Genomic DNA, 19,329 nt, shown 5'->3' with positions numbered 1-19,329 from the left:
CGTTGGCCAGGTGGGACTGGGTGAGGATGACCTTCACGCCGGTGTCCTGGAGCATGAAGGACAGGCGGTCGGCGGGGTAGGAGGGGTCGAAGGGGACGTAGGTACCGCCAGCCTTGAGGACGCCGAGAATGCCGACGACGAGCTCCAGGGAGCGCTCGAGGCACAGGCCGACGCGGACCTCGGGACCGACGCCGAGCTGGCGCAGGTGGTGGGCGAGCTGGTTGGAGCGGGAGTTGAGCTGGCGGTAGGTGAGAGTCTGGCCCTGGTACTCCACGGCAACGGAGTCAGGGGCGCGCTCCACCTGGGCCTCGAAGAGCGAGGGGATGGTGGACTCGTGCGGGTAGTCCACGCGGGTGGCGTTCCAGTCCACCAGCAACTGGCGGCGCTCGGAGTCGCCGAGCAGGGGCAGCTCACGGACCTGGCGCTCGGGGGCGGCGGCGATGCCCTCCAGCAGCACGTGCAGGTGCCCCAGCATCCGCTGGACGGTGGAGGCCTCGTACAGGTCGGTGTTGTACTCCAGCTCGCTCGTGAAGCCCTGGTCCGTCTCCACCAGGGTCAGGGCGAGGTCGAACTTGGCCGTGTCGCCCTCGCTCGTCAGCGAGCTCAGTTTCAGACCCGGCGCCGCCAGCTCCAGCGTGGGCGGGTTCTGCACGGTGAAGAGCACCTGGAAGAGCGGCGAGCGGCTCATGTCGCGCTCGGGCTGGAGTGCCTCCACCAGCTTCTCGAAGGGCACGTCCTGGTGGGCGTAGGCCCCCAGCGTCGTCTGCTTCACGCTCGCCAGCAGCTCGCGGAAGCTCCGCCGGGTCGAGAGCCGGGTGCGCAGCACGAGCGTGTTGACGAAGAAGCCGATGAGGCCCTCCAGCTCACCGCGGTTGCGGCCGGCGATGGGCGAGCCGACGGAGATGTCGTCCTGTCCCGAGTAGCGGGACATGAGCACCTGGAAGGCCGCGAGCAGCAGCATGAAGGGCGTGGCGTCCTCCCGCTGGGCCAGCGTCTTCAGGGCCTGGCTCAGGGCGAGCGGCAACCGCGTGCGGAGCGTGGCACCGTGGTACGTCTGCACGGGAGGCCGGGGCCTGTCGGTGGGCAGCTCCAGCGCATGCGGCGCGCCCTCGAGCTGCTGGCGCCAGTAGCCGAACTGCGGGGCGAGCGCCTCGCCCTGGAGCCGCTCCTGCTGCCAGGCCGCGTAGTCCACGTACTGCACCGCCAGCTCCGGCAGCGGCGAGGGCAGCCCCTGCGAGAAGGCCGCGTAGATCGCGCTCATCTCGCGCAGCAGCACACCCAGGGACCAGCCGTCCGAGATGATGTGGTGCATCGTCAGCACGAGCACGTGCTCCTGCCCGGCCAGCTTCAGCAGCAGCGCGCGCATCAGCGGGGCCTGGCCCAGGTCGAAGGGCCGCATCGCCTCCCGCTGCACCTGCTGGTGCCGCTGCTCCGCACGGCGCGCCTCGGGCTCGCCGCTCAGGTCCACCCGCACGAGCGGCAGCTCCGCCGAGGGCGCGATGACCTGGCCCGGCGCTCCGCCGTGAGACACGAAGGTGGTGCGCAGCGACTCGTGGCGCCGCACCAGCTCGGCCAGGCTGCGCTCCAGCACGGCCGCGTCCAGCGTTCCCTCGAGCCGCACCACCACGGGGATGTTGTAGAGCGAGGTGCCCGGCTGGAGCTGGTCGAAGAACCACAGCCGCTGCTGGGCGGACGAGAGCGGCAGCACGCCGTCCCGCGCCACGCGCGGCAGCACCTCGGCCGGCAGCTGGAGGCCCGCGCCCCGGGCGGCGTCGATCTTCCCGGCCAGCCCCGCGACGGTGGGGTGCTCGAGCAACTCGCGCAGCGGCACCTCCACCTGGAACAGCGTGCGCACGCGCGAGGCGATCTGCGTGGCCAGCAGCGAGTGGCCCCCCAGCTCGAAGAAGTTGTCGTGGAGGCCGATGCCCTCGATGCCGAGCATCTCCTCCCACAGCGTGGTCACGCCCCGCTCGGTGTCACCGCGCGGCGCCTCGTAGGCGTTGGCCAGGTCCGGACGCTGGTGGCGGCCGGAGGGCTTCGCGGAGGGCGCGGCCTGCTGCACCTGCGCGTCCTCCTGGCCCCGCTCGAGCGAGGGCTCCGCCCAGGCGCCGCCCTGCATCCGCCGCGGCTCGACGAAGTAGCGCTGGCGCTGGAAGGGGTAGGTGGGCAGCGGCAACCGGTGCCGGCGCTCGGGCGCGTGCAGCTTCGCCCACTCCACCTGCACACCGGCGAGCCACATGCGGCCCAGCGTCTCCAGGAAGGCGGCATCGTCGGTCTGCTCATCCCGCGCGCGCGGCAGCGAGGAGAGCACCGTGCGGCCCACCGCGGCCGGGCCGGCCTGGCGCACCAGCATGCCCAGCGCCTGTCCGGGGCCCACCTCGAGCAGCAGCGCGTCCGGCGAGGCCAGCACCGTGGTGACGCCGTCGCCGAAGCGCACCGCCCGGCGCAGGTGCTCGGTCCAGTAGCGCGGATCCGTCGCCTGCTCGGCCGTAATCCACGTGCCGGTGAGGTTGGAGACGAAGGGAATCTTCGGCGCGGACAGCTTCACCTGCTTCACGCGCTCGGTGAAGGGGGCGAGGATGGGGTCCATCATCGCCGAGTGGAAGGCATGCGAGGTGCGCAGCCGGCGGTGCTCCACGCCCAGGGGCGCGAGGCGGGCCTCCAGGGCCTCGATGGCGTCCGTGGGGCCGGAGACGACGCACAGCGAGGGCGCGTTGACGGCGGCCAGCGACAGGCGCTCGCCGAGCAGCGGCAGCACCTGCTGCTCGGGCAGGGCCACCGAGAGCATGGTGCCCCCGGGCAGCGCCTGCATGAGCTTGCCGCGCGCCGCCACCAGCGCGAGCGCATCATCCAGCGACAGCACGCCCGCGATGCAGGCGGCGACGTACTCGCCGAGGCTGTGGCCGATGAGGGCCCGCGGCTTCACGCCGAGGGCCATCCACTGGCGGGCCAGGGCGTACTCGATGACGAAGAGGGCGGGCTGGGCGAGCGCGGTCCGCTGCAGCCGCTCGGTGGCCCCGGCGGCGCGCGCCTCGGGGACGTGGAGCAGCTCGCGCAGGTCCACGCCGAGCAGGGGCTGGAGCTTGTTGCAGCAGGCGTCCAGGTTCTGGCGGAAGACGGACGCGCTCTCGTACAGGCCGCGCGCCATGCCCACGTGCTGCGAGCCCTGGCCCGGGAAGAGGAAGGTGACGGGGCGCTCGGTGGCCTCCTGCACCTGGGTGAGCAGGCGCTGGGGGTGCTGTCCGGAGAGCACGGCCCGCGCGTCGTCGAGGCCGCGGCACACCACGGCGCGGCGGTGGGTGAAGCGCTGGCGTCCCGCCTGGAGGGTGAAGGCCACATCGGCCAGCTCCAGTTCCCGGTGGCGCGACAGGTGCTCGGCGAGCTGGCCCGTGGCCTGCTCCAGCGCCGGGGCCGAGCGCGCCGAGAGCACCAGCAGCTGCCAGGGCCGGGCGCTCGGGGTGCGCGCCACCTGGGGCGCCTCCTCGAGGATGGCGTGGGCGTTGGTGCCGCCGATGCCGAAGGAGCTCACCCCGGCGCGCCGGGGCTCCTCGCTCTCGGGCCACTCGCGCAGGGCGGTGTTGACGTAGAAGGGCGAGCGCTCCAGGCTGAGCCCGGGGTTGGCCTCGCGGAAGTGGAGGCTGGGGGGCAGCTGCCGGTGCTGCAGCGCGAGCGCCGCCTTGATGAGGCCCGTCACGCCGGCCGCCGCGTCCAGGTGGCCGATGTTCGTCTTCACCGAGCCGATGGCGCACGAGGCCGGGCCGGCGTCCTGGTCCTTGAAGGCCTGGGTGAGGCCGGCGATCTCGATGGGGTCTCCCAGCCGGGTGCCGGTGCCGTGGGCCTCGATGTACTGGATGCTGCTGGCGCTCACGTTGGCGACGGCGAGGGCCTCGGAGATGGCGGCGGCCTGTCCGTCCACGCTGGGCGCGGTGTAGCCCACCTTGCCGGAGCCGTCGTTGTTGAGGGCCGAGCCGCGGATGACGGCGTGGATGAAGTCGCCGTCCTTGAGCGCGTCGGACACGCGCTTGAGGACGACGATGCCCACGCCCGAGCCCGCCACGGTGCCCTGGCCCTGCGCGTCGAAGGCGCGGCAGTGCCCGTCGGGCGAGAGGATGGAGCCCTCCTGGAACATGTAGCCGGCGCGCTGGGGGAAGCCGATGGAGACACCGCCGGCCAGCGCCATGTCCGACTCACCGGACAGCAGGCTCTGGCAGGCCAGGTGCACGGCCACCAGCGAGCTGGAGCACGCCGTCTGCACGTTGATGCTGGGCCCGCGCAGGTTGAGCTTGTGCGAGACGCGCGTGGCCAGGAAGTCCTTGTCGTTGGCGAGCAGCAGGGCATAGGGCCCCGCGGAGCGCACCACGTCCGGCCGCGACATCAGGTTGTAGAGCAGGTAGCTGCTGATGCTGGTGCTGGCGAAGACGGAGATGGAGCCGCGGTGGCGCTCGGGGTCATGGCCCGCGCGCTCCAGCGCCTCCCACGCGCACTCCAGGAAGAGGCGGTGCTGTGGATCGAGCAGCTCGGCCTCGCGCGGGTTGAAGCCGAAGAAGCCCGCGTCGAAGAGCTCGGGGCCCTCGAGCGGGAAGCCGGCGCGCACATAGGCGGGCTGGCCCCGCAAAGCGGAGTCCACGCCGGCGGCCTCCAGCTCCTCGTCGGAGAAGGAGACGCGGGCTTCCACGCCCTGACAGAGGTTGCGCCAGAAGGTCTCGAGGTCCCGGGCCCCGGGAAAGCGGCCCGTCATGCCGACGATGGCAATGGTCTCGAACTGCTCGGACACCTCGTTGTCACTACTCATCCGGCGTTTCCCCTGTGTCCTGCTCTGCGCGGCCTGCCCTGCGTACACGGCGTCTCTGCTCGAGCAGCGTCCTGCGATTGTCGGCGCGCTCCTGGCTCTCCTGGCGCAGGTCTGGCCCGTCGTTCGTGCGTCCAGCGAGGTAGGAGGCGAGTGCGCCGATGGATGGGTATTTGAAGAGTTCGGTCAGTGCGATTTCAAGGCCCAGTTCGGCACACAGCCGGCCATGCGCTCGAACGAGCAGCAGCGAGTTGCCGCCCACGTCGAAGAAGCGGTCGTGGATGCCGACCTGCTCGACGCCGAGCACCTCCTGCCACAGCCGCGCGAGGTTGCGCTCCAGCTCGGTCCTCGGCTCCACGTAGGGCGTGTCGGACTGGAGGCGCAGGCCCTCCGGAGCCGGCAGCGCCTTGCGGTCCAGCTTGCCGTTGGGAGACAGGGGCATGGCCGCCAGGGGCACGAAGGCCGCGGGCACCATGTGCTCGGGGAGCCGCTGACCCAGGTGGGCGCGCAGCTCCTCCAGCGAGGGCGCCTGCCCGGTTGCCACGTAGTAGGCGACCAGGCGCTTGTCTCCTGGCACGTCCTCCCGGGCGACGACCACGGTCTCCTTGAGGGCCGGGTGTTGCAACAGGGCCGATTCGATCTCTCCCAGCTCGATGCGGAAGCCACGCACCTTCACCTGGTTGTCGATGCGGCCCAGGTACTCGATCTCCCCGTCGGGCAGGAACCGCGCGAGATCTCCGGTGCGGTACAGGCGCGCGCCGGGCTCGGTGGCGTACGGGTCGGGGATGAACTTCTCGGCCGTCAGCTCGGGCCGGTTCCAGTAGCCACGGGCCGGCTGCACACCGCCGATGTACAGCTCACCGGCCACGCCCACGGGCACCGGATGCAGGTGGCCGTCCAGCACGTACATCTGCGTGTTGGCGACGGGCCGGCCAATGGGGATGGTGCGGCGCTTGTCGCCCGGCTTGCACTCGAAGAACGTCACGTCCACGGCGGCCTCGGTGGGGCCGTAGAGGTTGTGCAGCTCGGCCTTCAGCTTGGAGTGGAAGCGCTCCACCAGCTCGATTCCGAGCGCCTCGCCGCTGCAGACGACGCGCTTGAGGCCGCGGCACTGCTCCACGCCCGACTGCTCCAGGAACACCTGGAGCATGGAGGGCACGAAGTGCAGCGTGGTGATGCGCTCGCGCTGGATGAGGTCCACCAGATAGCCCGGGTCCTGATGCCCACCGGGCTTCGCCACCACCAGGCGCGCGCCCATCATGAGGGTCCAGAAGAACTCCCAGACGGACACGTCGAAGCTGAAGGGCGTCTTCTGCAGGACCGAGTCCTGCGTCCCCAGGCCATACGCTTCCTGCATCCACAGCAGGCGGTTGCAGATGGCCCGGTGGAAGTTCATCGCGCCCTTGGGGCGGCCGGTGGAGCCCGACGTGTAGATGATGTACGCGAGCCCCTGGGCCTCGACCGGGACCTGGGGCCGGGCGGTGCTGTGCGCGGCCACCTGGCTCCACTGGGAATCCAGGCACACGCGCGTGGCGGAAGAATCGGGCAGGCGCTCCACGAGGTGCTGCTGGGTGAGCAGCACGCGCACGCTCGAATCCTGGAGCATGTACGCGAGGCGGTCCTGCGGATAGCCCGGGTCCAGCGGCACGTAGGCGCCACCGGCCTTGAGGATGCCGAGCAGGGCCACGACCATCTCGAGGGAGCGGTCGGTGCAGACGCCGACGGGGACCTCGGGCCCGACACCCAGCGACAGCAGGTGGTGGGCGAGTTGGTTGGCGCGCTGATCGAGCTCCCGGTACGTGAGGCTCTGGCCCTCGTACGTGACGGCGGGCGCGTCCGGCGTGCGGTCCACCTGCTGCTCCACCATCAGGTGCAGGCGGGCCTCGGCGGGACGCGGGAGGGCCGTCTGGTTCCACTCCACCAGCACGCGCCTGCGCTCGTCTTCCGGCAGGAGCGGTCGCGCGTCGTGGCGGGCCGAGGGGTCGCGGGCGATCTGCTCGAGCGCCGCGGCGTAGTGGCCCGCGAGCGCCTGCATCTGCGCATCCGGCAGGTCGCTCGGGTCGTAGTAGAGCTGCACCCGCACGTCCGAGGTGACGAAGTCGAGGCCCGCCTCCACCGCGAGGGCGAAGTTGGTGCGCGCGAACTCACTCGAGCCGAGCAGCTTCAGCCCGCCCCGGTCCATGACCTTGCGGTACATGTGGAAGTGGGTGAAGTCGAACATCGTCTCGAAGAGCGTCACGCCGGGCGCGGCGCGCTGCACCTCGCTGAGCGGGAAGCGGCGGTGCGGGAGCAGGTCGCGCTCGTGGCGGAAGGTCTCCTGGAGGAGCTCCCTCCAGCTGCGGCCCGGCTCCAGCTCCATCCGGAAGGGCAGGGTGTTGAGGAACAGGCCCTTCACCTGATCTCCATCCGCCGTCTCCGGGCGCCCGTTGCACACGAGGCCGGTGACGACGTCCCGCTGGGCGGAGAGCTGGCCCATCACCCGGACGTGCGCGGCGAGCAGCACCGTCTTGATGGGGACGCCCGCGTTGCGCGCCACCTGCTTGAGCGCCTGGGACAGCTCGGAGGAGATGGCGACGCGCTGCTGGTGGAAGGCCGGGGCGGGACGGTTCTCGGCGGGGTGCGGCCAGCGCGTGAGCGTGCCGGGGACGAGCCCCTTCACCTGGCCGGCCCAGAAAGCCCGGGTGGCCTCGCCGCGCATGGCCTCGCGCTCCATGACGATGAAGTCGCGGAAGGACTGCTCCGGCAGCGGCGCCACGGCGGGCGGCGTGCCCTCCCGGTGCGCCAGGTAGTGCTCGAACAGCTCGGCGATGAGCGAGTTGATGCTCCAGCCGTCGCCGATGACGTGGTGCTCGGTCCACCCGAGCTCGAAGGTGTCCTCGGAGAGCAGGTGCGCCGTGCAGCGCAGCAGCGGAGGCCGCGTCAGGTCGAAGCGCTGCTGGTGCTCGGCGGCGTAGTGGGCCGCGAGCACTGCCTCCTGCTGCTCCGCACTCTGTCCGCGCAGATCCTTCACGGTGAGCGGCAGCTGCGCGGCGCGGTGGATGAGCTGGAGCGGCTCGGAGTAGCCCGTCAGCGCGTAGCTGGTGCGGAGGATGGCGTGGCGGGCGGTGATGTCCGCCAGCGCCTGCTCCATGGCCCCGCGCTCGAAGCGGCCCTCGAGCCGGACGTGGTTGACGTTGAGGTAGACGGCCTTCTCCGGGTTCAGCTCGGCGTGGAACACCATGCCGAGCTGGAGCGAGCTCATGGGGAAGGCGTCCTCGAGGCCCTCGGGCAGCGCGCTCCGGTCCTTCTCGGACACGAGGCTGAAGGGCGAGGTGCGCGGGGTCTGCTCGGGACGCGCCGTCTCGTTGCCCAACGCGCGAGCCAGTGCCCGCGGCGTGGGATTCTGGAAGAGCTGCGCCACGCTGAAGCGCAGGCCCTGCTGGCCGGCGCGGGCGACGACGGGGATGCTGCGGATGGAGTCACCGCCCAGCTCGAAGAAGTTGTCCTCGGCGCCCACCTGCTCCAGGCCCAGCACCTCGGCGAAGAGGGTGGCGAGCACCTTCTCCTCGTGCGTCTCCGGCGCGACGTAGGTGCGCTCCGGCCGCGCGAACTGGGGCGCGGGGAGCATCTTGCGGTCCAGCTTGCCGTTGGGAGACAGGGGCATGGCCGCCAGGGACACGAAGGCCATCGGCACCATGTACTCGGGCAGCAGCTTGCCGAGGTGCGCCCGCAGCTCGTCGCGCGTGGGCTCCTGGCCGGCCGCCACGACGTACGCCACGAGCCGCTTGTCGCCCGGGGAGTCCTCACGGGCCACCACCACGGCCTCCTTGAGCGCCGGGTGTTGCAACAGGGCGGATTCGATCTCGCCCAGCTCGATGCGGAAGCCGCGCACCTTCACCTGGTTGTCGATGCGGCCGAGGTACTCGATCTCCCCGCCGGGCAGGAACCGGGCGAGGTCGCCGGTGCGGTACAGGCGCGCGCCGGGCTGCGTGGCGTACGGGTCCGGGACGAACTTCTCGGCGGTCAGCTCGGGCCGGTTCCAGTAGCCGCGGGCCGGCTGCACGCCGCCGATGTACAGCTCACCGGGCACGCCCACGGGCACCGGGTTCATCTGGCCATCCAGCACGTACATCCGCGTGTTGGACACGGGGCGGCCGATGGGGATGGAGCGGCGCTTGTCGCCCGGCTTGCACTCCCAGAACGTCACGTCGACGGCGGCCTCGGTGGGGCCGTAGAGGTTGTGCAGCCCGGCCTTCAGCTTGGAGTGGAAGCGCTCCACGTGCTCCACGGCGAGGGCCTCACCGCTGCAGATGACGCGCTTGAGGCCACGGCACTGCTCCACGCCCGGCTGCTCCAGGAACACCTGGAGCATGGAGGGCACGAAGTGCAGCGTGGTGATGCGCTCGCGCTGGATGAGGTCCACGAGGTAGGCGGCATCCTGGTGGCCGCCGGGCTTCGCGACGACGAGGCGCGCACCCGTCATCAGGGTCCAGAAGAACTCCCAGACGGACACGTCGAAGCTGAACGGGGTCTTCTGCAGGACGGCGTCCTGGGCACCGAGGCCATAGGCCTCCTGCATCCAGAGCAGGCGGTTGCAGATGGCCTGGTGGAAGTTCATGGCGCCCTTGGGGCGGCCGGTGGAGCCCGAGGTGTAGATGATGTACGCGAGCCCCTGCGCGTCGACGGGGACCTGGGGCCGCGCGGTGCCGTGCGCGGCGATCTGACTCCACTGGGAATCCAGGCACACGCGCGTGGCGGCGGAGGCGGGCAGGCGCTCCACGAGGTGCTGCTGGGTGAGCAGCACGCGCACGTTCGAGTCCTGGAGCATGTACGCGAGGCGATCCTGGGGATAGCTGGGATCGATGGGCACGTACGCGCTACCGGCCTTGAGGATGCCGAGCAGGGCCACGACCATCTCGATGGAGCGGTCGGTGCAGACGCCGACGGGAATCTCCGGCCCCACGCCCAGGGACAGCAGGTGGTGGGCGAGCTGGTTGGCGCGCTGATCGAGCTGGCGGTAGGTGAGGCTCTGGCCCTCGGAGGTGACGGCCACGGCCTCCGGCGTGCGGTCCACCTGCTGCTCGACCAGGAGGTGCAGGCGGGCCTCGGCGGGACGCGGGAGCGCCGTCTGGTTCCAGTCCACCAGGACGCGCTGGCGCTCCGCCTCGGGCAGCATGGGCAGCCGGGAGATGCGCTGGCCGGGGTCCGCGACGATGCCCTTCAGCAGGTTCGTCAGGTACACCCCGAGCCGGGTGATGGTGGAGCCATCGAAGAGGTCGGTGTTGTACTCGAAGGCGCCCACCAGCCCCTGCTCCTCGCGGGACAGCGAGAGGTGCAGGTCGAACATCGCCGTGCCCGTGTGCGTGTCCTCGGTGCTCAGGCGCAGGCCGGGCATCTGCGGCAGCGCGCCCTGGGCGTTCTGCAGCACGAACATCACCTGGAACAGCGGCGTGCGGCTCAGGTCACGCACCGGCTGCAACTCGTCCACGAGCTTCTCGAAGGGGACGTCCTGGTGGGCGTAGGCCCCCAGCGCTCCCTCGCGCACGCGTTGGAGCAGCTCACGGAAGGTGGGCTCGGCCTCCAGGTTCGTGCGCAGCACGAGCGTGTTGACGAACAGGCCGATCAGCCCGTGCGTCTCGGGGCGCTCGCGGCCCGCGATGGGCGTGCCCACCGTCAGATCAATCTGTCCCGAGCAGCGGTGCAGCAGCACCTTGAAGGCCGCCAGCAGCGCCATGAAGGGCGTGACACCCTCGCGCAGGCTCAGCGCATCGAGGCCCTCGGCCAGCTCGCGCGGCAGGTGCACCGGCAGCTTCGCGCCCCGGTACGTCTGCACCGCCGGGCGCGGCCTGTCCGTGGGCAGCTCCAGCACCGGCGGCGCTCCCGCGAGGTACTTCCGCCACCAGCCGAGCTGCTGCTCGAGCACCTCGCCCTTCATCCACCCGCGCAGCCACAGCGCGTAGTCGGCGTACTGGATGGGCAGCCCCGGCAGCTCCGGCTTCCTCCCCGCCAGGAACGCCTCGTACACCTGGGCCAGCTCGCGCACGAGCACGCCCATGGACCAACCATCCGAGAGGATGTGGTGCATCGTCGCCAGCAGCAGGTGCTCGCGCCCGCCCAGCTTCAGCAGCGTCACGCGCAGCAGCGGCCCACGCGCGAGGTCGAACGGCTTGCGCGCCTCCTCGGTGATGAGCCGGCGCGCCTCTTCCCGCCGAGCGGACTCCGGCAGCGCGGACAGGTCCACCACCGGCAGGGGCAGGCTCGCCTCCGGGGCGATGACCTGGGAGGCCCGGCCGTCGACGGTGCTCACCGTCGTCCGCAGCGACTCGTGGCGCTTCAGGAGCGTGGCGAAGCTCCGCTCCAGGGCCGACACGTCCAGCGTGCCCTCGAGCCGCAGCGCCGTGGGGATGTTGTAGAAGGCGTTGTCCGGCTCGAGCTGATCCAGGAACCACAGCCGCTGCTGGGCGAACGACAGCGGCAGCTCCACGTCCGAGGTCCGGCGGGCAATGGTGATGCGCGTCGCGGAGGACTCCGCGCGACGGGCGATGATGAGGCGCGCCAGCTCGGCCGTGCTCGGGCCCTGGAGCAGCGCCTCCATGGGCAGGCTCACGCCGAACACCCGCTCGATCTCCCCCGTCATCTCCACCGAGGCCATCGAGTCCAGGCCCATGCGGGTGAGGGGTACCGAGGCGTCCACCTCCTCACGGCGCACCCGCAATAGCACGGGCAGCCGCTCCAGCAGCCACGCCTCCACGTTCTCGTCCGCCACCGGGCCCGCGTCCGCCACGACAGGCGCCGCCGCGGCCTGGGGCGCCACGGTCTCCGTCTGACGCGACTCCTCCCACGACAGCACCGGACGCAGCTCGCCCGCGACCAGGCTCGTGCGGCAGGCGCGGCGCTGGATCTTCCCGCTGGACGTCTTGGGAATGGAGCCCGGCTCGATGAGCACCACCGAGTGCAGCTGCAGCTCGTGCAGCTCCGCCACGCGCTGGCGGATGATTCCCACCAGGGACTCGGGCGGGTCCGGCAGCTTGCGCGGATCCACCTCCTGCACCACCACCAGCCGCTCCTCGCCCTCCACCTCCAGGGCGAAGGCCGCGCCGCACCCCGGACGCAGCGCCGGATGGCTCTGCTCCACCGTCATCTCGATGTCCTGCGGGTAGTGGTTGCGCCCGCGGATGATGATGAGGTCCTTGAGCCGGCCGGTGATGAACAGCTCCCCGTCCTCGCGCAGGAAGCCCAGGTCTCCCGTGCGCAGCCACGGGCCCTCGCCGCTGTCGCTCAGCTGGCCGTGGAAGGTGTGTTGCGTCTCCTCGGGACGCTGCCAGTAACCCAGCGCGACGCTCGGGCCGCGCACCCAGATTTCACCCACCCGGCCCGGCGGGCACCGCCGCGTGTTCTCCAGGTCCGCGATGAGCAGCTCCTGCTCCGGCATCGTCTGGCCGCAGCCCACCATCAGCCGCGCGTCCGGGTCGGCCGGGTCCGCCGTCACCACCTCGTTGCGCGCCAGCGCCGAGGCCCGCAGCGTCATCACCCGCGGCGGCTTCGCGGCGTCTCCACCCGAGGCGATGAGCGTGCCCTCGGCCAGGCCGTAGCAGGGGTAGATGAACTCGCGCCGGAAGCCCTGGGGCCCGAAGGCCTCCATGAAGCGCTCCATCGTCTCGGTGCGGACCGGCTCGGCTCCGGTGAAGGCCACCTTCCAGCGGCTCAGGTCCAGCTGCGCGCGCTCCTCCGGCGTCATCTTCCGCAAGGCCAGGTCGTAGGCGAAGTTGGGCCCACCGCTCACCGTGGCGCCGAAGCGCGACACGGCCTGCAGCCAGCGCCGCGGCTGCTTGAGGAACGTCAGCGGCGACATCAGCGCCACCGGGAAGCCCCGGTACAGCGGCTGGAGGATGCCGCCGATCAGCCCCATGTCGTGGTACGGCGGCAGCCAGATGACGCCCACCGACTCCTCCGTCGTTCCGAAGGAGCGGGCGATGCACTCGAGGTTATGCAACAGGTTGCCATGGCTGAGCATGACCCCCTTGGGCGTGCCCGTGGAGCCCGAGGTGTACTGGAGGAAGGCCAGCGACTCGCGCCGCAGCTCCGGCCGCTTCCACGCCGGTTGCGGCTCCGCGGCCAGGTCATCCGTGGCCATCCAGTGCAGGGCGCGCAGGTCCGGCGCCTGCTCGAAGAGGAACTCGCCCATGCCGTGGATGAAGGCCACGGTGAGCACCACCGACGCCTGCGCGTCCTGGATGATCGCCCGCAGGCGCGGCAGCGTCCGCTCCAGCCGCATGGGGTCCGGCGGATAGGCCGGCACCGCCACCATGCCCGCGTAGAGGCACCCGAAGTAGCCCGCGATGTACTCGAGACCTGGCGGGTAGAGCAGCATCACCCGGTCCCCGGGCTTCGCCACCTTCTGGAGCTCCGCCGCGATGAGCCGCGCGCGGTCATCCAGTTGCGCGTACGTCATCGTGGACTCGTCGCCTTCGGAGTCCTCCAGGAAGGTGTACAGGCGCTGAGATGGCGCGATGGAGGCGCGTGCCTCCACCAGGTCCACGAGGGTCGCAGGCTCAATCTGGGGGGGGCGCATCTCGAATGTCTCCGCCGGGCTCGTCCGGCGTGGGAACGGAACAACCCAACAGGTCGTGCAACGTGATGTGACGTCCCTGTTTCGATACTGGACAGAAGCTATTCTGCCGTCCAATACTGACGCAAGTTTCAGGGTGAGGCGGCGGAGGTAGTGGCAGCAGGGCACACCAAGGCCGTGACGCGTTCAGGAGCAACCCCCCGATCATGATGCGGAACTGGATGAAGTGGCTGCCCGCCTGCCTGGCGCTGGTGGCCTGGCCCGCGCAGGCGGAGCCGCCCGCGAAGTCTCCGGCCCAGGAGCTCTCGGCCGGCCTGACCAACATCTCGTACATCTCGTCCTACAGCCGCACCCCGCAGATCTTCGCGGCCGAGGTGGCGTACCACCGCGCCCTGGGAGCCGAGGGCTTCTTGAGCCGGGTGTGGGTGGGTGGAGGCTTGCGCGGGCACCTCCCCACCGTCCTGCGGCCCATGCCCCTGGAGGTCTACGTCCAGGCCCGCGTCACGGCGCGCTTCGGTATCTGGGAGGCCGCGGCCGGCCCCGAGTTCGGGGTGAGCGGCATGGCCACCCTCTACCCGCTGCTGGGGGACAACGACGTGGGGCAGATCGAGCAGAAGCTGCTGGGCCCGGCGTATTTCGGCTTCGGCGCGGCGCCCCTGCGCTTCCACCTGGGGCCGGTGCTGCTGAGCGCCTTGGAGTTCAACTTCGGCTCGAGCCTGCCGCCCCTGGGCTCCGCCACCAGCGTGCGCCTCACCCTGATTCGCCTGGGAGTGAACCTGTGAACCGCTCTTCCACTCGCACGATGCTGCTCGCGGGCGCCCTGCTGGGGACCGCCGCCTGCGCGCCCGTCACCCCGCTGGACACCACGCAGCTGCCCCCCATCGAGAGCATGATCCAGGAGATCGACAAGGATCGCCTGATGCTCACCGTGGCCGACCTGGTGGCGACCCACAAGTCCGAGGAGCCGATGGACTGCTCGCTGGTGGGCGCCAACGGCTCCGTCTTCCCGGAGCTGTGCAACCTCACCCGCGTGAAGGCGGGGGAGCTGATGTACAACCGGCTGCAGCAGCTCGGCACCCTGACGATGAGCCGCCAGGTGGTGGCCAAGGACAAGCTGACCGCTTCCAACGTCATCGCCGAGTACAAGGGCGTGAAGTACCCGGAGGAGGTGGTCCTCATCTCCGCCCACTTCGACGCCTACTACGCGGCGGCGGACGACAACAGCACGGGCGTGGCCGCGGTGCTGGAGATCGCCCGCGTCCTGTCGCAGTACAAGTTCGATCGCACGCTGCGCTTCGTGGGCTTCGACCTCGAGGAGTACGCCTACGTGGGCAGTGCCCGCTACGTGGAGTCGCTGCGCGAGAAGAACGACGTGGTGCTGGCGGTCAACTTCGACAGCCTGGGCTACTACAGCGACGAGCCGGGCTCGCAGCAGGGGGCGCTCGGCCTGCCGGCTCCCAGCCAGGGCAACTTCCTGACCGTGCTGGGAAATGACAACTCGCTGGCGCGCGTGGACGAGATCTCCGCCCTCAACGATGCGTTCGACTCCACCATCATGTTCGGCATCGTGACCAGCGGCCTGGGCAACAACGCGGGCAGCGCACCGCTGCTGCGCAGCGATCACGGCCCCTTCTGGTTGAGCGGTCACCAGGCCATCTTCATCACCGACACGGCCTACTTCCGCAACCCCGGGTACCACAACCCGAAGGACACCATCGACGTGCTGGATCCCGTCCGGTTCCACAGGGCCGTGCAGATCTCCGCCGCCGCCATCGCCTACTGGGCGGGAGGTCCGCGATGAAGCGCACCCTTCTGGCTGGAGCGCTGGCGCTCGCCGGGCTCACCGCGGTGGAGGCTCGCGCCGAGGGCGAGCAGCCAGCGGCCGAGACGGCTCCCGCCGCCGAGGCCCCGGTCCATCGGTTCGGGGTGTACAGCCGCGGGGGCGTGCACGCGTACCTGTCCAACAGCCGCTCCGTCGGAGTGTTCGGCGGCTCCGTGGGGGTGCGTGACATCATCCAGGACCGCTTCATCCTCCAGGCGGACGTGGGCTTCCTGACGAACCTGGGCAACGCGGTGCCCGTGCAGCTGGCCGCGGGCGTGCAGCGCAAGGGGCTCTACTCCCCGGCCGCGCTGTTGACGCTCACCAGCTTCTTCGGGGAGCGGTTGACCTTCGTCACCGTGGATCACCCCGTCGCCATCCGCACGCCGCCCGTGGCCCTGGGCTTCCTGTTGGCGCCCGCGCGCTTCAACGTGGCGGGGGGAGAGATTTCCCTGCTCGAGTTCGGCCTGGGCGTCAGCCCGGAGTTCCCCGGGTGGGGCGTGGCCTACCAGCTCAACCTGGTCAGCGTGGGCGTGTCGTTCTAGCGGCGCCGGGCGGCCCGCTTCGAATTTTCTGATCCCGCCGGATACGGGAGCGGCGGAGTGGAGGCACATGTGCCGCCACCTGCCCCCGTGCCGCAGAGGGGCCCACCGGGACCGGGGGCCCATGCGGTTGACCACCCGTGAACGCCCCAGGGGCGCGGTGCGTCAGTGGAGTGCCGCCGGGTGGACGTTCATCACGTCCCGAGGCGAAGGGCACTCACCAACCCTCCCCCCCGTGCGCATACCGAGCACGGAACCAAGGGAGATGGGGGAGGTGCCGGCATGGCCACATACCGACTCATCCGCAAGCTGGCGGCAGGCGGCATGGCGGAGGTGTTCCTGGCCAAGGTGGTCGGGGCCGAGGGCTTCGAGAAGCCGGTCGCGGTCAAGCGCATCCTTCCGTCGCTGGCGCAGGACCGGGAGTTCGTGGAGCTGTTCCTGCGCGAGGCGAAGCTGACGGTGTGCCTGCAGCACGCCAACGTGGTGCAGGTGTTCGACCTGGGCTCCATCAACGGCCAGTACTACATGGTGATGGAGTTCGTGGACGGGGAGAACCTGCGCGCGGTGCAGCGCGGGGCCGCGGGCAACCAGGTGCCGCTGGGGCTGCGCGAGGTGTGCTTCATCGTCCAGCAGGTGACCGAGGGCCTGGCGTACGCGCACGGCCGCGTGGATGCGATGGGCCGGCCGCTCAACATCATCCACCGGGACGTCAACCCGTCCAACGTGATGGTGGCCAGCAGCGGCGAGGTGAAGCTGGCGGACTTCGGCATCGCCAAGGCGGCCAACGCGCAGAACGGCACCCAGGCGGGCGTGGTGAAGGGCAAGGCGGGCTACCTCGCGCCGGAGCAGGTGAAGGGCGCGGAGGTGGATCAACGCGCGGACCTCTTCCTCATCGGCCTGATGCTGTACGAGCTGCTCGCGGGCCGGCAGCTCTTCAGCGGGCCGGACTACTTCCTGACGCTGCGCAACATCGCCCAGTTCGACGTGAAGAGCCTGGCGCCGGTGCCGGGGGTGCCGCCGGCCCTCTGGAGCATCGTCACCCGGGCGCTGGCGCCGGAGCCGTCCGCGCGCTTCCAGCGGGCGCGGGACATCTCGGACGCGCTGCAGAACTTCCTCTTCGACCACCGGCTGCGCGTGGGTCCGCAGGACGTGGCGGCGCTCTTCTCGCGCTGCTTCCCCGAGCGCCGCTCGCCGCTGGAGGGCGCCACCGAGGTCCGGGGCGAGGAGATCCGCCTCGGCTCGGACGCGGGGCTGCAGCGCCCGCAGACGCTCACCTCGGTGCGCTCGCGCCCGCCCTTCCCGGGAGGGCCGCGTCCGGGCACCTCGTCGCTGCCCTCGATGCGGGCGGTGACGGACCCGGGCCGGTTGACGCCGCCGCCTCCGCCGCCCGAGGCGCGCGCGGGCACCTCCGTCACCATGACGGTGCCTCCGCAGCCCGCCGTGCGCAACACCTCCGTCACCATGCCGGTGGGACCGCCGACGGGTGTGCGCACGGGGACGCAGCCCGGGCTCAACACCTCGCTCTCGCTGCCGACGCAGACGCGGGTGATGCGCCCGCCGCGCCGCAAGCTGGGGGAGATGCTGGTGTCCTCGGGCCGGCTGTCGGAGACGCAGCTCAAGGGCGCGCTGGAGCGGCAGAAGCGCACCGGTGGCCGCATCGGCGAGCTGCTCGTGGCCGAGGGGCTCGTGTCCGAGGAGGACGTGGTCCGCGCGCTCAGCGAGCAGGGTGGCATCTCCTTCGTCTCGGACAAGGTGCTGCGCACCATGCCGGTGCCCAAGGCGCTGCTGTCACTGCTGCCGGTGGAGAAGGCCGAGCGGCTCGAGGCGGTGCCGGTGGCCCAGCAGTCCAAGGAGCTGGTGTGCGCCATGCGCGAGCCGCGCGACCTGGCCCGCCTGGACGAGCTGAAGTTCATCACCGGCTGCTCCGTGCGCGGCATCTACGCCACCGAGGGCGCCATCCGCCGCGCCATCGGCCGCTTCTACCGCGGGGATGACCCGGACCAGATGGATGACTGGTCCAACATCATGCCGCTGGCGGGCTCGGAGTCGGACAAGGGTGTCACCCCCTACGCCGACAAGCACACCCGCACGCGCGAGCGGCTGCTGGACGAGTCCGCCTTCGAGGAGATCTCCGCGGTGCCCACGCCGCCACCCGCGGCCTCGCCGCCGGTGCTCGAGCCCGTGCCCGTGCCCGCGCCGCCGGTGCTGCGCGCGACGCCCGCGCCCGCCTCGCTGGCGCGCACCATGCTGGTGGTGTCGGACGACCCGGAGCTGCGCGACGCGGCGGTGCGGTTGCTCACGCGTCAGGGCGTGGCGGCCTCGGGCAGCAGCGCCGCGGACGTGGAGAAGGCCATGGCGCTGGGCGGGACCGAGGTGGCGCTGGTGGCCGCGGACACGGTGCCGGACGCGCCCTCGGTGGTGGCGCGGTTGATGACGGTGGCGCCCTCCATGGAGGTGCGCGTGCTGCCCTCGCTGGCCGAGGCCCTGGGAGGTGAGGCGGGTCCGTTGAGCCGCGCGGCGCGGTTGCATGCGCGCGTGGTGGACGCGGCGCTCGCGGCGCTCGGTGGGGTGGGGGTGCAGGGCGCGGCGCTGGCCAAGCTGGCCCGGCGCGTGGCCCGGCGGCTCGGTGCGGGGCGTGCGGAGGCCGAGCGGGCCTCGGCGGTGGCCTATGCGCTGGCGCTCGCGGCCTTCCAGGAGTCGGGGTCGAGCGATCGCTTCACCCGGCCCTCGTGCGAGTCGATGCGCGCCATCCTCGGCCGGGACGCGGGCGAGCTGGCCGGACTCATCGGCGCGTGCACCCGGGACGCGGCGCCGCTGACGGAGAAGGCGGACAAGGCCACGCAGGCGCTGGCCGCGGCGGTGTCGCTGCTGGAGGTGGCGGGTACGGCCATGCTGGGGGCTGCGGCCGCGTCGCAGTCGCTCGTCAAGCTGCGCGCCGAGGCGAAGCTGCCCGCGGCGGCCCTCGAGGCGCTCTCCGCGGAGGTGATGGAGCTGGTGCTGGGCGAGAAGGCCTCGCACACGGTGGTGCTCGCCGAGCCCAACGCGGCACGGGCCTCGGCGCTCCAGGCGCGCTTCCTCGCGGACGGGGTGCGGGTGGTGCTCGCCGACTCCGCGGCCCGGGCCCGCGTGCTGCTGTCCGAGGGCAGCCAGGCCCTGGTGGTGGCCTCGCGGCTCCCGGACGGGGACGGTGCCGAGCTCACGCGCTCACTGCGCTCCACGTCGGAGACGGCTTCGCTGCCCATCTTCGTGCTGGCGCCCCCGGAGGACCCGGGACTGGTGGAGGCCGGGCTGGATGCCGGCGCGGATGACGTCCTCACGTACCCCGTCAACCCGGAGGTGCTGGTGGCCAAGCTGCGGCGTGCGTTGCAGCCACGCCGGGCGTCGGTGACTCCGGCCCCGGCTCCCGTGACGGCGGCGATGACTCCGGCCTCCGCTTCCGCGATCGCCTGAGCCGCGAGCCCAGGCGGCCTCCCGGGCGCGCTCTTCACGAACTTGTCCAACAGCTGGAGTGCGCCAGGCGAAGCCTGGGTGAGGAGGAAGCGATGTAGGAGCGGAAACTTCACGAAGGGACCCTGCGGGTTCAAACCCCGCCCGGCAAAGGAGGCCGCCAGCCGGAAGCGAGTCTTGCGTG

General features: G+C 71.4%; 6 protein-coding genes. 4 read left to right on the top strand and 2 right to left on the bottom strand.

Features of this window, described 5'->3' with window-relative positions:
* The coding region (locus AC16DP_RS45975) for a type I polyketide synthase (RefSeq protein ID WP_483957086.1) at positions 1-4,792 on the bottom strand (4,792 nt) is incomplete at its 3' end.
* Complete coding sequence (locus tag AC16DP_RS45970; RefSeq protein WP_329727075.1) at positions 4,785-13,340, bottom strand: non-ribosomal peptide synthetase; 8,556 nt, start codon at positions 13,338-13,340, stop codon at positions 4,785-4,787. The genes AC16DP_RS45970 and AC16DP_RS45975, both read right to left, overlap by 8 nt.
* A gap of 203 nt (positions 13,341-13,543) precedes the next feature.
* On the opposite strand from AC16DP_RS45970, the gene AC16DP_RS45965 reads away from it, so the two are divergent.
* The 4 genes from AC16DP_RS45965 (at position 13,544) to AC16DP_RS45950 (ending at position 19,148) form a co-directional block, all read left to right on the top strand.
* On the top strand, positions 13,544-14,119 hold the full coding sequence (locus AC16DP_RS45965) for a hypothetical protein (protein WP_329727074.1): 576 nt from the start codon (positions 13,544-13,546) through the stop codon (positions 14,117-14,119).
* A complete protein-coding gene (locus tag AC16DP_RS45960; protein ID WP_329727073.1) occupies positions 14,116-15,138 on the top strand; it encodes a M28 family peptidase in 1,023 nt (340 codons plus the stop codon). Before AC16DP_RS45965 ends, AC16DP_RS45960 begins: the two co-directional genes overlap by 4 nt.
* The gene (locus AC16DP_RS45955) at positions 15,135-15,701 is read left to right on the top strand and encodes a hypothetical protein (RefSeq protein ID WP_329727072.1); all 567 of its coding nucleotides are present in this window, start codon (positions 15,135-15,137) and stop codon (positions 15,699-15,701) included. The genes AC16DP_RS45960 and AC16DP_RS45955 overlap by 4 nt, the downstream gene beginning before the upstream one ends.
* A gap of 279 nt (positions 15,702-15,980) precedes the next feature.
* Positions 15,981-19,148: a protein kinase domain-containing protein gene (locus AC16DP_RS45950; protein ID WP_329727071.1), complete on the top strand. Its 3,168-nt coding sequence runs from the start codon at positions 15,981-15,983 to the stop codon at positions 19,146-19,148.
* The last annotated feature ends 181 nt before the right edge of the window (positions 19,149-19,329 follow it).

Source organism: Archangium sp., from assembly GCF_057119385.1.
This window is presented reverse-complemented; position numbering and strand designations above follow the sequence as displayed.

Excerpts from the sequence above, each read along its gene's own strand:
- AC16DP_RS45970 (WP_329727075.1), bottom strand. The coding sequence starts at position 13,340 with ATGCGCCCCCCCCAGATTGAGCCTGCGACCCTCGTGGACCTGGTGGAG.
- AC16DP_RS45955 (WP_329727072.1), top strand. The coding sequence starts at position 15,135 with ATGAAGCGCACCCTTCTGGCTGGAGCGCTGGCGCTCGCCGGGCTCACC.
- AC16DP_RS45950 (WP_329727071.1), top strand. The coding sequence starts at position 15,981 with ATGGCCACATACCGACTCATCCGCAAGCTGGCGGCAGGCGGCATGGCG.
- AC16DP_RS45965 (WP_329727074.1), top strand. The coding sequence starts at position 13,544 with ATGATGCGGAACTGGATGAAGTGGCTGCCCGCCTGCCTGGCGCTGGTG.